Here is a 12,542-nt window from a genome sequence, read left to right as displayed (position 1 = left end):
GGAGGGCGAGGAGAGACGGTCCGTGCTCCGGCCCGCCGCCTCGGGATCACCGAGCTCACCGTGCTGGACCACCTGCCGCGGGTGTTCGAGCGGACGGGGCTGCGGAGCCGGGCGGAGCTGCTCTCCCGGGCCACCGGGTGATGACCCAGGAGAGCGGAAGGCTCAGTTGGCGATGCCGCCGCAGAGGGCGGGGATGGTCGCCTCGAGCGGCGCGGCCGACGTCAGCGAAGAGGGGCCGGCCTCGAAGTCGTAGGCGCCGTTGCCGTTGATGTCGATGCCGTGCACGACCACCTGCACGGTGTCGGCGTTGGCCCAGGCCTGTTCGTCGACGAAGGTGCGGGTGTAGCTGATCCGGCCGGTGGCGTCGGCGACGGGGTAGCGGTCCAGCGCCAGGGCGCTGGCTGCGGTCGTGTCTCCGGTGGTGGTGAGCGAGGCCAGGATCCCACCGTACGACGGGAGTCCGTCCACGACGCTCACGATGCCGTCGCCGCCGTCGGCCGCAGGGCCGGGGCAGCCCATGTCGGGCATGTCGGTCTCGCCGTGCAGGTGCATGGCGTGGGGCAGACCCGGCGCGAGCCCGGAGGCCCGCACCTGCACCTGCACCTTGCCGTTGGGCAGGGCGGTGATGCGGGTAGATCCCCAGCCCTGGCTGTTGGGCACGGAGTCGGCCTGCACCGGCGCGAGCGTGTAGGTGTAGGTGCCGACCTTGCTCGACGGGTTGTCGTCGTGCGCTGCGGTGGCGGAGCCGGCGATGCCCAGCGAGGCGATCGCGGCGGCAACCGTGGCGATGGTGGTGCTGGCGACTGTCCTTGTCCTCATGATGACTCCTTCGTCGTCCACGACGACGCGGGTGCCGTCGTGATGGTTGCTGTTCGGAGCCGGCGGCGCGAGCGGATTGGGACCTTCCTCGGCAACGTGCGCCGGAGTAGCCTGGGGGCAGGAGGAAGCCATGATCCTGGTATGCGGTGCGACGGGAGATCTGGGGGGCCGGGTCGTGCGGCTCCTGGCGGCGCAGGGGCGGGAGGTCCGCGCGCTGGTGCGCCCCGGCACGGACGCCTCGGAGCTGGAGGCGGAGGGGGTGGAGGTCGTCCGCGGGGACCTGCGTGAGGAAGGCACCCTCGGACCGGCACTGGCCGGTGTGGACACGGTCGTGACGACCGCCAACGCCGTCACCAGGGTCCTCGAGGGCAGCGTCGACCTCACCATCAAGGACGTCGACGACGCCGGCAACCGGAACCTGGTCCGGGCCGCCGACGAGGCAGGCGTGCAGCGCTTCGTGTTCGTGTCGGTCGCAGGCCTGAGCGAGGAGGAGGCTCGACGCGCGCCGTTGGCCGCGGCCAAGCTGGCGACCGAGCGTGCCCTTCACACCTCGTCCATGCAGGTCGTGATCGTGCGGCCGGACATGTTCCAGGAGGTGTGGCTGTCGCCCGTGGCCGGGATCGACGCCGCGGCAGGGAAGGCGATGGTCTACGGCCGGGGTGAGACGCCCCACCGTTACGTCGCGATGGACGACGTCGCCGCGCTGTGCGCGCACCTGGCGGTCGCGCACGACCCGCCCGGCCTGGTGGAGTTCGGCGGGCCGGAGGCCCTGACACGGACCCAGGTGGTCGCTGCCTTCGACGCGGCCACCGGCCGCAAGCTCAAGGTGCAGCACGTGCCCCGGCCGGTGCTGGCGGTGGCCAGCCGCCTGCTCGCCGTCCCCAAGCCGGCGCTGGCCTCGCTCATGGGGATGGCCCTGCACTCGGACTCCCACCCGAGCACCTGGGACGACGCGCCGCTGCGTGCCGTCGGCGTCGAGCCGCGGGCCGCGACGACCTACATCAACCAGACGGCGGCGGCCCTGCGCTGACGTGGTCGTCGTGGTCGTCGTGGTCGTCGTGCACGGCCGGCGGGGCGGACCCGCGCAACGCGCCCGGTGAGGTCAGGAGCCGCCGCACCGGGCCTACGGTCCGCTAGTGGCCCTGCGCGACGTCCTGACCGTCCGCGGTGTGCGGGTGCTCGTCGATCGCCTCGGCCGTCGCGGTGGGCTCGGGGTCTCGGGTCGGGCGGGGGTCGAGGTGGACGCCGGCGATCATGCAGCGGACCGACCCACCGGCCAGCTCGATGGTGGGGATGTCGACGGCGAGGATCTCGCACGAGCGCTCGACCGCTGCGACCTGCTCCGCGGTCAGGCTGCGGCGGGCGGTTCCGGACATCGCCATCACGTACCGCCTCCGGCCGTCGGGCGTCCGCCCGCACAGCTCGACCGCGTTGCCCGCGAACTCACGGACCTGCTCCTCGGTGATCTCCACGACCTCCCGACCGTTGACCGCCAGCCGCTCGCGGACCTCCGCGCGACGGTGCTCGTCCGGGATCATCCCCAGGGCGACGAGTGCGACATCCGTTCCGATGCACGCGATCACGTTGGTGTGGTAGACCCGCACCCCACTGGAGTCGACCGCCTCGAAGGGCATCGGCTCGTAGTGGAAGTCGGTGCAGAAACGTTCCAGCACATGGGTGTCGGCACGGTGGCTCATCGCCGTGTAGGCCACGCGGGAGATGTGGTCGAGCACCATCGCGCCGGTGCCCTCGAGGAAGATGCCGTCCGGTTCCAGCCCCGAGTAGTCGATGATCGTCTGCACCCGGTAGCTCGACTTGAGCATCTCCAGCACGTCGCCGCGCCGCTCGTGCCGGCGGTTGGAGGCATACATCGGGTAGACCGCCACGTAGCCCCCCGGGTGCGTCGAGAGCCAGTTGTTCGGGAACACGCTGTCGGGCCGCGTGTGGTCGTCGTCCTCGAAGACGTGGACGCGCACCCCTGTGTCCCGGAGCGCCTGGGCGACGGCGTCCATCTCGGCGAGGGCCTGCGCCGACGTGGCCTCCGGGGACTGCCCCTCGGGGATGACGCGCTGGAAGGCGTTGTCGGTGGCCGTGGCCGGGTTGGGCACGAACTTCGCCGCGCGGATCAGGATGACGGAGGACGGGGCCTGGGCACTCACGACTGGAATGTAGACGATGGGTGCCGACGAGGCCCCAGCAGGGCCGCTGAGCGGGGTAGCAGGCCGAGCCTCCGACCCGGAGCCCACCCCGGCTTCCCACCCCGACGAGCCGCTGAGTGTTGACGCCTGTCCTGTTCGGTGGTTCACTAGTGATGTGATGAACCACCGAAGCGGACGGAGGCAGCGATGAGCAGCAGCGCAGTCCCGGACGTCGAGCCGTTCGACGACCGGACCCCGATCTACCAGCAGATCGCCGGTCGCCTGCGCCACGCGATCCTCTCCGGCGAGCTGCCCGAGGACTCGCAGGTCATGTCGACGACGCAGTACGCCACGACCTACCGCATCAACCCCGCCACCGCGGCCAAGGCGATGAGCGCGCTCGTCGACGAGGGGCTGCTGCACAAGCGGCGGGGGCTGGGGATGTTCGTCTCGCCCGGCGCCCGGGACCGGCTGCGCACCGACCGGCGGGAGACCTTCTGGGACGACTCCGTGCGTCCCGTCGCCGAGCAGGCCCGCGCCCTCGGCATCACGACCGACCAGCTCATCGCCTACCTCAAGGAGCACCAGTGACCACGCCGCTCGGCGTCGAGATCGACGCCGTCACCCACCGCTTCCGGTCCACGGACGCGCTCACGGACGTGAGCGTCAGCATCCGCCCCGGCACCATCACCGGGCTCGTCGGGCGCAACGGCGCCGGCAAGACCACCCTCCTCACCCTCATCGCCGCCCTGCGGCCCGCGCAGTCGGGCTCCGTGCGGGTCGGGGGCCGTGACGTCTGGGAGGACCCGTCGGTCACCTCGCGAGTCTGCCTCGTCCGCGACCGCGGCGGGGTCTTCGAGGACCAGCGCATACGCCATACCCTCCGGGTGCAGCGGGCGCTGCGACCCCACTGGGACGAGGGGTATGCCGTGAGCCTCCTCGAGCGCTTCGGGGTGCCCCTGAAGAAGAACCCCGAGCACCTCTCCCGTGGGCAGCGTTCGGTCCTCTCCGCCGTGATCGCCCTGGCCTCGCGGGCCGAGGTGACGCTGCTCGACGAGGTCTACCTCGGCATGGACGCGGTCGCGCGGCGGATGTTCTACGACGAGCTGATGGCCGACTACGTCGCCCACCCGCGCACGATCGTCCTGTCCTCGCACCTGCTCGACGAGGTGGAGGACCTGCTCGAGGACGTCGTCGTCCTCGACCGTGGCCGGGTCGTCGCGGCTGGCGAGGCCGACACCGTGCGCCAGCAGCACTCCACCGGCGACTCGCTCGCCTCCCTCACCGACGTGCTCGTGCACGTCAGCACCGGAAGGACATCCTCATGACCGCCCTGCAGGCAGAGAGCACGACGTCCGCGGCGCGGGACGCCCGGCCGGCCCAGTGGGTGGTGATGACCCGGCTGCTCGTGAGCGACGCGATGCGCGGCCTGCTGACCGCCACCGGCGTCATGCTCGTCGTCCTGGCGGTGGGCAGTCTGATCGCCCGGTGGCAGGGCTGGCAGCTTGTCTCGATGACCGACACCGACATGGTCGGCATCGAGGTCGTCGCGGGGCAGGACGGGGTCACGCTCGTGGCGTCGCTCTTCCTCGTCCCGATGGCGGTCGCGATCGCAGCCGCCGTCATGGCCGTCGTGCTGGCGGCGCGGACCCGGGTGTTCCTCGCGGCCGGGGCGACACGCAGATCCGTGGCGACCGGTCAGCTGGTGGTGCTGGTGGTCATGACTCTCTACGTCCTCGCGGTGACGGCTGCGGTTCTCCTGGTTGTGGGCCGGGGGACCGACGGGGCGCTCGACCTCGTCGGCGCGGACGGTGGAGCAGGTGCCGCCGTGCTGGTGGTCCGCGCGACCGGAGCCGTGCTGGGTGCCTTGACCGCCGGCAGTCTGATCACCGCACTGTTCCTGCGCTGGCCGTGGTGGGTGGGGGTCGGAGCCCTGCTCCTGGTGCTCGTGGTCGTGCCCGGCGTGGTCGAGGTCGTCTGGCCCGCGCTGGCCGACGTGGTGCAGCAGCGCTTCGACTGGTGGGGCTTCGACCTCGCCGCCGCCCTGGTGACCGCGGTCGTCTACGGGCTGGTGCTGCGCCGGGTGCCGGTCCGTTGACGACGCACCCGTGTGAAAGGGTCGAACCATGATCGAGATCAGGGGACTCACCAAGAGGTACGGCGCCGCGACCGCGGTCGACGACGTCACCTTCACCGTCCAGCCGGGGCGCGTCACGGGCTTCCTGGGGCCCAACGGCGCCGGGAAGTCGACCACGATGCGGATGATCTGCGCGCTCACCCGGCCGACGTCGGGGGAGACCCTCGTCCTGGGACGCCGCTACGAGGAGATCCCGAACCCGGGGTGCAGCGTCGGCGTCCTCCTCGACGCCTCGGCGCAGCACGCGGGGCGGACCGGGCGGGAGGCGCTGACCGTCAGCGCGCTGACGATGGGACTGGACCGCAGCCGCGTCGAGCAGATGCTGGAGCTGGTCGGGCTCACCCCGGTGGAGGCCAAGCGGCGGGTGGGCGGCTACTCCCTGGGGATGCGGCAGCGCCTCGGCATCGCGAACGCGCTGCTGGGCGACCCGCAGGTGCTCGTGCTCGACGAGCCTGCCAACGGGCTCGACCCGGCCGGCATCCACTGGATGCGTACCCTCCTGGCCGACTTCACCAGCGGCGGCGGCACAGCCCTGCTGTCCTCGCACCTGCTGCGCGAGGTCGAGGTGATCGCGGACGACCTCGTGGTGATCGGCCGCGGCCGCATCGTCGCGCAGGGCACCAAGGAGGAGCTGTTGTCCACCGGGGGGACGCTCGCGCGCTCCGACGACGACGGCGCCCTCGCCGCCGCCCTGGGGCAGCGGGGCATCGCGACCGCACCGTCGCCCCGCGGCGGCCTGGTCGTCGAGGCCGAGCCGACCGTCGTCGGCCGGTTGGCCGCCGACCACCGCATCGCCCTCACCGAGCTGCGGGCCTCCGACGGCGGGGGGCTGGAGGAACGCTTCCTGCAGCTGACCGCCGCCGACGCCAGGGAAGGAGTCGACCGATGAGCACCACCGCACCCACGACACCCAGCCAGCCCTCCCCGCAGCGCGACGTGACCGCCGGGTCCGCGCGCCCCATACCCCTGCACCGGCTGGTCCGCGTGGAGCTGCGCAAGATGGTCGACACCCGCTCGGGGCTGTGGCTGCTGGTGGCCATCGCGGTCCTCAGCGCCGGAGCCGTCGGACTGTTCCTGGCGTTCGGTCCCGAGGACACCCACACGTTCTACGGGTTCGCCGGGATGGCGCTGATCCCGCAGGCGTTCCTGCTGCCCGTGCTCGGCATCCTGCTCGTGACCAGCGAGTGGAGCCAGCGGGCGGGGCTGGTGACGTTCACCCTCGAGCCCCGGCGCGGGCTGGTCGTGCTGTCCAAGACGGTCGCTGCGCTCATCGTCGGGCTGGTCGGGCTCGCCCTGCTCCTCGGCGTCGCCGCGTTCGTCACGCTCGTCAGCGGGACGCCGGTCGAGCAGCCGTGGGACATGGGGTGGCGCGAGGTCGGGTACTTCACGATCGTCCAGACCCTGGCGATCCTGCAGGGGGTCGCCTTCGGGCTGCTGCTGATGAACAGCACGGCCGCGATCGTCCTCTACTTCGCGCTGCCGGTGGCCATGAACCTGCTCATCACCTTCGTCGAGACGCTGCGCGAGAACGCCGGCTGGTTCGACCTGGCGACGGCGCAGGCTCCGCTGCTCACGCAGGAGGCGCTGACGGGCGAGCAGTGGGCCCAGGTGGGGACTGTCACGCTGCTCTGGATCGTGCTGCCGCTCGTGCTGGGCTGGCTGCGGCTCCGTCGGACGGAGATCAAGACCGCCTGACGACGGAGGTGTCGGGTGTTCCTGCCCGACCCGACCGGGCGCGTCCGGTGGTGCTGCTCAGTCCGCCAGCCGCGCCGGGAACCCGCCGGTGGCGATGGGCGACCAGCGCGTCGGCGTGATCCGCAGCAGCGACTTGCCCTGCTCCACCATCGCCGCGCGGTACTCGTCCCAGTCGGGGTGCTCCCCGGCGACTGCCCGGAAGTAGTCGACCAGCGGCTCCACGGACTCCGGGCAGTCGATCACCTCGCACTCGCCGTCGACCTGTACCCACGCGCCGCCGAAGTCGTCGGACAGCACGACGACGCTGACGCGCGGGTCGCGCCGGGCGTTGTGCGTCTTCGCGCGCTCCGGGTAGGTCGAGACCACGATCCGCCCCTGCTCGTCGACACCGCCGGAGACGGGGGAGGCCTGGGGTCGACCGTCGGTGCGGGTGGTGAGCAGGACGAGGTTGTGCCGGGGCCGGACGAACTCCAGCAGCTCCTCGAGGTCGACGGTGGTCGTGGTCGCAACGGTCCTAGGCATGCGTCCAGTCTGGCACCGCGGCCGCAGCTGCGCCTTTCCGAGGTGTGGCCCGGGTTTTTCGGGGGTGGGGCTGGGGGGGAGCGGTTGGGAGGCTGCGGGCGCGGCCCAACCGGGCCGCGGCGGCAGCCGGCTCGGGCCTACAGGGGCGCGGTCGGAGGTGTCGAGGACGGGTCGCCCGACGTGCTCGGCCCGACCTTGGTCTCGACCTTCCGCAGGGAACGAGCAGCCGCCTCGCGACCGCCGATGCCGTAGGCCAGGGCCGCGGCCGCCGCCGCCCCGATCACGACCGCACCGAAGGCGAGGTTGATGATCGAGTCGGCGATGCCCATGTAGGTCAGGCCCATGGCCACGAAGAGGACGGTGGTGGACCAGTAGATGACCGTGCCCGCCGTGCCGCCGCCGATCGTGCGGCGCAGCATGCCGGCGATGATGACGCCTGCGGCGATGATCGCTCCACCGAAGAGGACCCGGCCACCCAGGGCGAGGATCTCCTCGAGGATGTTGGTGATCACCGGGAAGTTGAGCACCTGGGCCGCCATCACGGCGAAGAACAGCAGGATGGCGAGCTGGGCGAGACGGCCAAGGATCGAGGATGCGCTGCGGCCCTGGGGGACGATGCCCAGGTCGGCGCTGGCCCGGTCCGCACCCAGTCCGCGCAGGGTCGTCTCCAGGAGCTGCCCCGCGAAGCGCGCGACCACGTAGCCGATCCCGAGCAGCACGGCGGCGGCGATGATGCGTGGGATCGCGTCCAGGATGGTGCCGAGCATCTGCTCGGCCGGACCGGAGATCGCCGAGATGCCGAGGATCTGCAGGGCCGCGATGCCTACGACGATGAGGATGACGGCGAAGACGAGGTTGGCCACGACGCTGGAGAGCCGCGTCGACGAGCCGCTCGCCGAGGTCCGGGTCGAGGTCGTGGTCGCGCCGGACGCGGTCGCGCCGGACGAAACGTCGTCGGACGCGTCGTGGCCCTCCGGCGCGGTGGTCGTGCGGCGCTCCGTGGGCTGCGGGGTGTCCGACCCGGTGTTGAACCGGGACACCGCGTGATCGAGTCCCGCCGAGTCGAGAGCGGTCTGGGTGATCTCCCGGACGATCTTGGCGATGATGTAGCCGATGAAGAAGACGAAGGCCGCCCCGATGATGTTCGGGAGGTAGGTCAGGATGCCGTCGAGCATCCCCTCGATCGGGGTCAGCACGCGGTCCAGATCGAAGACCTGCAGCACGGCGATGAGGCCGAACAACCAGACCAGCAGGGAGGCGATCTGACCGAACGCCTCGCCGAGGGACTCCCCGCCGTCGGACTCCCGCTGGAGGAACCTGACTCTCGTGACGAGCTTGGTGATGGCCCACTTCACCAGGCGGGCGAGGGCCCAGGTGACGACCAGGATCACGAGTGCGATCGCGACCTTCTCGAGCAGTCCTACCCAGTCGTAGTCACGCCAAGCGTCCATGATGGCTCCTTGCGGATGATTGAGTTGTGTGTGACGCGTGTGACCACACGCCACTCAACGAATGTAGCGCCGCCGGCGCAGGACGGCGAGGCGAGAGAGAGGGACGGCACGCTCGCGGTGCTGGCAGCACGCCGTCTCGGCGCGACCCGACGGCTGGGCAGGCCTACGTTGTCCCCATGAGCCACCACGACGACAAGCACGGCCACGACGACACGCACGGCCACGACGACGCGTCGTCCGACCAGCCCTCGGAGGCGGGCGGCACCGTCTCCGAGGGAGGGTCCGCCGCCCTGAACTCGGAGACCGCTCTCGGCGGGGCCGACAGCGTGCCCGACACCCCCGACGTCAACGACACCGGTGAGACCGACGGTGCGGACACGAGCGAACCTGGCCCGGAGGGTGACGCGCGCTGAGCAGGGTGCCGACCCGCCGCACCAACGACCCTTCCACGCCTCCTGCGTGATGCGCCGCCGACGAGCGGATCCTCGGCGCGTGCATCCTCGAGAGCGAAGGGCCCTCGAGGACTGACCACGGGAATGCCGCAGGCGGTGCGCGCGTTGGCCCGGAAGATACCCCCCTGGGGTATGAAGTCAGCCGGACGGAACGAGCGAACGGATGTGAGCGAGATGACCGACCACCCGGAGCGCCACGCGCCGCAGGTGCAGGAGCACGAGCCGGACCAGCCCGGCGAACACCAGCACGACCAGCCTGGCGCACACCAGCACCACGAGCAGCGCCAGGACGGGCACGGCACCCACGGGGGTCACGGCGGGGGTCATGGGGACCACGGGGACCACGGCGACCACGTCGCGATGTTCCGCCGGCTGTTCTGGATCATGCTCGCCCTGGCCGTGCCCACGGTCCTGACCAGCATGATGTTCGCCGACCTGCTCGGCTACGAGCTGCCGGACGTGCCCGGGCTCCGCTGGGTGGCGCCGGTCCTCGGCACGGTCATGTACGTGTGGGGCGGGCGGCCGTTCTACACCGGTGCCGTGGACGAGCTCAGGACGCGACGTCCCGGGATGATGCTCCTGATCGGGATGGCGATCACCGTCGCCTTCGTCTCCTCCCTCGCCGCCAGCCTCGGCCTCTTCCCCCACGACCTCGAGTTCTGGTGGGAGCTGGCGCTCCTGATCGTCATCATGCTGCTGGGCCACTGGATCGAGATGCGGTCGCTGGCCCAGACCTCCTCGGCCCTGGAGTCGTTGGCGGCGCTGCTGCCGGACGAGACCGAGAAGGTCGAGGGCGACGGCACCGTCACCGTCTCTCCGGCCGATCTCGAGGTCGACGACGTGGTGGTCGTCCGCCCCGGGGCCCGCGTGCCCGCGGACGGCGAGGTCGTCGACGGGCAGGCTGCCGTCGACGAGTCGATGATCACGGGCGAGTCCACGACCGTGCGTCGTGCGGTCGGCGACGCGGTGGTGGCGGGGACGGTCGCGACCGACTCCGCGCTCCGCGTGCGGATCACCGCGGTGGGCGACGACACGGCACTGGCCGGGATCCGGCGCATGGTCGCCGACGCCCAGAGCTCCTCCACGCGGGCGCAGCGGCTGGCCGACCGCGCCGCGGGGTGGCTGTTCTGGTTCGCGCTGGCAGCGGCCGTGGTCGCTGCGGTGGCGTGGCTCTGGTGGGCCACGCCGGGCGTCGCCCTGATCCGGGTCATCACCGTCCTGGTCATCGCGTGCCCCCACGCGCTCGGTCTGGCCATCCCGCTGGTGGTCTCGATCACGACCGAGCGCGCGGCTCGCGGCGGGGTCCTCATCAAGGACCGGATGGCGCTCGAGCAGATGCGCGCCGTCGACACGGTCCTGTTCGACAAGACCGGCACGCTGACGAAGGGGGAGCCCGCCGTCGGGCAGGTCACGGCGCTCGGCGACCTGTCCGAGCACCAGGTGCTCGCCCTGGCTGCCGCGGTCGAGACCGACAGCGAGCACCCGCTGGCGCGCGCGATCGTGCGGGCCGCGGGCGACCGTCAGCTCGACGTGCCCCGCGCGAGCGACTTCTCCTCCTCACCCGCCGTCGGGGTCACCGGCACGGTCGACGGCCGCACGGTCCGCGTGGGCGGCCCTCACCTGCTCACCGAGGAGGACGCGCAGCCGATCGACGGCACCGAGGCGTGGGCCGAGCAGGGCTCGACGGTCCTGCACGTCACCCGTGACGGTGAGGTGGTCGGGGCCCTCGCCGTGGCCGACGAGGTGCGCGAGGAGTCCCGCGAGGCGGTCGACACCCTGCACCATCTCGGCATCGAGGTCGTGATGATCACCGGCGACGCCGAACCGGTGGCCCGTGCGGTCGGGGCCGACCTCGGCATCGACCACGTCCTGGCCGGGGTCCGTCCCGAGCACAAGGCGGACAAGGTCACGGAGCTGCAGGCGCAGGGCCGCACGGTCGCGATGGTCGGCGACGGCGTCAACGACGCCCCCGCCCTGGCGCAGGCCGACGTCAGCATCGCGATCGGTGCCGGCACCGACGTGGCCATCGCCTCCGCCGGTGTCATCCTGGCCAGCGACGACCCCCGTTCCGTGCTCTCGGTCATCCAGCTCTCGCGGGCCGGATACCGCAAGATGAAGCAGAACCTGTGGTGGGCGGCCGGCTACAACATCGTCGCCGTGCCCCTGGCGGCCGGTGTGCTGGCGCCCATCGGGTTCGTCATGCCGATGGCGATCGGGGCGCTGCTGATGTCGGCGTCCACGGTGGTCGTCGCGCTCAACGCCCAGCTGCTGCGCCGTCTGAACCTCACCCCGGCCGCCAGCGCAGCGGCGCTCCGCGACCAGGAGCCGGTGCGGTCGAGCTCGTCGTCGGGCTAGGCCGACCTCCCGACCGTGCGGAGCTCACCCCTCCAGGAGGTCCAGCCGCACCGTGCGCTCGTGGTTGTCGACGTTGAGGTCGACGAGGCAGATGCTCTGCCAGGTGCCGAGCGCGAGCCGCCCTGCGTCGACCGGCACGGTCGCGTAGGGCGGCACCAGCGCCGGCATCACGTGCGAGCGGCCATGGCCGCGGGTGCCGTGCCGGTGCCGCCACCGGTCGTCGGCAGGCAGCAGCTCGTCGAGGGCCGAGAGCAGGTCGTCGTCGGAGCCGGCGCCGGTCTCGAGGATCGCCAGCCCGGCCGTCGCGTGCGGGACGAACACGTGGAGCAGCCCGTCTCCACCGCCCCGGACGAAGTCGGCGCACTCGCGCGTGAGGTCGACCACGACCTGCTCGCCACCGGTACGCAGCTGCAGGTGCGTGGTCCTCATGCGCGGACCTGCCGGGTCGGGGGGCTGGGGAGGGGCGGCGTCGAGGGCATACGCCCATCCTGCGGCTCGCGGGCCGCGCGGGCCAGCCCGGGCGCAGACGCTCTGGGCAGGGCCGCGCCGGGTGAGAGGGTGCACCCACGACCGCGACCGAGGGAGGTGGTGAGGTGACCGACGACGACGACGTCGGCGACGACGCGGACCGTTGGCTGGTCGTCGACGGCCGCCGGTGGCGCCGTCAGGACCCGTCCCTGCCGGCCGACGTCGCGGCACGGCTCCTGTCCCACCTCGGGCGAGGACGGTCCGGCGTGGGCGCGGCGACCCGGGCGGGGGACGATCCCGCACCGTGGCGCCGACGGGTCGACCTCGCCAAGCACGGGCTGGGGGAGCGAGGGGTGCCTTGGTGGGAGCAGTCTCCCGACGACCGCCAGGCCCGGTGGACAGCTGCGCTCGACGAGCTCGACCTGCTGGACGACCCGGACCGTCCGCTGGCCTGAGGCGACGCGCACGCCCCGTGCTCGTGACCTCCGCCGAGCCGCTGGGGCGT

General features: G+C 72.1%; 15 protein-coding genes. 9 read left to right on the top strand and 6 right to left on the bottom strand.

The genetic code is table 11. The features are described 5' to 3' along the window. Positions 1 to 162: 162 nt before the first annotated feature. Positions 163 to 819: a hypothetical protein gene (locus tag ACI3ET_RS09520; protein ID WP_405032791.1), complete on the bottom strand. Its 657-nt coding sequence runs from the start codon at positions 817 to 819 to the stop codon at positions 163 to 165. 130 nt (positions 820 to 949) lie between these two features. Here ACI3ET_RS09520 and ACI3ET_RS09515 point away from each other — a divergent pair, with 130 nt between their 5' ends. After that, complete coding sequence (locus tag ACI3ET_RS09515; RefSeq protein ID WP_405032790.1) at positions 950 to 1,849, top strand: SDR family oxidoreductase; 900 nt, start codon at positions 950 to 952, stop codon at positions 1,847 to 1,849. Positions 1,850 to 1,952: 103 nt separating this feature from the next. On the opposite strand, the gene ctlX is transcribed toward ACI3ET_RS09515, so the two are convergent. Then, on the bottom strand, positions 1,953 to 2,978 hold the full coding sequence (gene ctlX, locus ACI3ET_RS09510) for a citrulline utilization hydrolase CtlX (protein ID WP_405032789.1): 1,026 nt from the start codon (positions 2,976 to 2,978) through the stop codon (positions 1,953 to 1,955). Positions 2,979 to 3,164: 186 nt separating this feature from the next. On the opposite strand from ctlX, the gene ACI3ET_RS09505 reads away from it, so the two are divergent. From ACI3ET_RS09505 to ACI3ET_RS09485, 5 genes are read left to right on the top strand one after another with little or no spacing between them, the layout of a single operon-like run. Further along, a complete protein-coding gene (locus ACI3ET_RS09505; RefSeq protein ID WP_405032788.1) occupies positions 3,165 to 3,548 on the top strand; it encodes a GntR family transcriptional regulator in 384 nt (127 codons plus the stop codon). Next, positions 3,545 to 4,285, top strand: coding sequence for an ABC transporter ATP-binding protein (locus ACI3ET_RS09500; RefSeq protein ID WP_405032787.1), 741 nt, complete (start codon positions 3,545 to 3,547; stop codon positions 4,283 to 4,285). Before ACI3ET_RS09505 ends, ACI3ET_RS09500 begins: the two co-directional genes overlap by 4 nt. Further along, the gene (locus ACI3ET_RS09495) at positions 4,282 to 5,055 is read left to right on the top strand and encodes a hypothetical protein (RefSeq protein WP_405032786.1); all 774 of its coding nucleotides are present in this window, start codon (positions 4,282 to 4,284) and stop codon (positions 5,053 to 5,055) included. Before ACI3ET_RS09500 ends, ACI3ET_RS09495 begins: the two co-directional genes overlap by 4 nt. A 28-nt stretch (positions 5,056 to 5,083) precedes the next feature. Next, positions 5,084 to 5,983, top strand: a complete 900-nt coding sequence (locus tag ACI3ET_RS09490) for an ABC transporter ATP-binding protein (protein ID WP_405032785.1) — start codon at positions 5,084 to 5,086, stop codon at positions 5,981 to 5,983. Then, positions 5,980 to 6,789 (top strand): ABC transporter permease, encoded by an 810-nt coding sequence (locus tag ACI3ET_RS09485; protein ID WP_405032784.1) that lies wholly within the window; start codon positions 5,980 to 5,982, stop codon positions 6,787 to 6,789. Before ACI3ET_RS09490 ends, ACI3ET_RS09485 begins: the two co-directional genes overlap by 4 nt. 57 nt (positions 6,790 to 6,846) lie before the next feature. Here ACI3ET_RS09485 and ACI3ET_RS09480 read toward each other — a convergent pair whose 3' ends face one another. After that, a complete protein-coding gene (locus ACI3ET_RS09480) occupies positions 6,847 to 7,311 on the bottom strand; it encodes a PPOX class F420-dependent oxidoreductase (protein ID WP_405032783.1) in 465 nt (154 codons plus the stop codon). Between the two features lie 137 nt (positions 7,312 to 7,448). Then, positions 7,449 to 8,762: a mechanosensitive ion channel gene (locus tag ACI3ET_RS09475; protein WP_405032781.1), complete on the bottom strand. Its 1,314-nt coding sequence runs from the start codon at positions 8,760 to 8,762 to the stop codon at positions 7,449 to 7,451. Positions 8,763 to 8,938: 176 nt separating this feature from the next. Here ACI3ET_RS09475 and ACI3ET_RS09470 point away from each other — a divergent pair, with 176 nt between their 5' ends. Continuing rightward, the gene (locus tag ACI3ET_RS09470; RefSeq protein ID WP_405032780.1) at positions 8,939 to 9,175 is read left to right on the top strand and encodes a hypothetical protein; all 237 of its coding nucleotides are present in this window, start codon (positions 8,939 to 8,941) and stop codon (positions 9,173 to 9,175) included. A gap of 177 nt (positions 9,176 to 9,352) precedes the next feature. Here the strand turns inward: ACI3ET_RS09470 and ACI3ET_RS09465 are convergent, their stop codons facing one another. Continuing rightward, positions 9,353 to 9,541, bottom strand: a complete 189-nt coding sequence (locus ACI3ET_RS09465) for a hypothetical protein (RefSeq protein WP_405032779.1) — start codon at positions 9,539 to 9,541, stop codon at positions 9,353 to 9,355. 33 nt (positions 9,542 to 9,574) lie between these two features. Between ACI3ET_RS09465 and ACI3ET_RS09460 the strand changes: the two genes are divergently transcribed. After that, positions 9,575 to 11,569: a copper-translocating P-type ATPase gene (locus tag ACI3ET_RS09460; protein ID WP_405032778.1), complete on the top strand. Its 1,995-nt coding sequence runs from the start codon at positions 9,575 to 9,577 to the stop codon at positions 11,567 to 11,569. A gap of 24 nt (positions 11,570 to 11,593) precedes the next feature. On the opposite strand, the gene ACI3ET_RS09455 is transcribed toward ACI3ET_RS09460, so the two are convergent. After that, a complete protein-coding gene (locus tag ACI3ET_RS09455) occupies positions 11,594 to 11,998 on the bottom strand; it encodes a secondary thiamine-phosphate synthase enzyme YjbQ (protein WP_405032776.1) in 405 nt (134 codons plus the stop codon). 164 nt (positions 11,999 to 12,162) lie between these two features. Between ACI3ET_RS09455 and ACI3ET_RS09450 the strand changes: the two genes are divergently transcribed. Further along, positions 12,163 to 12,492, top strand: a complete 330-nt coding sequence (locus ACI3ET_RS09450; protein WP_405032775.1) for a 2-polyprenylphenol hydroxylase — start codon at positions 12,163 to 12,165, stop codon at positions 12,490 to 12,492. Positions 12,493 to 12,542: the final 50 nt, after the last annotated feature.

The sequence above is a fragment of the Ornithinimicrobium jinqii genome (genome assembly GCF_045032595.1).
In the GTDB taxonomy this organism is placed as follows: Bacteria; Actinomycetota; Actinomycetes; order Actinomycetales; family Dermatophilaceae; genus Ornithinicoccus.
Note: the sequence above shows the minus strand (reverse complement) of the source record. Positions and strands in the feature narration are given on the sequence as shown.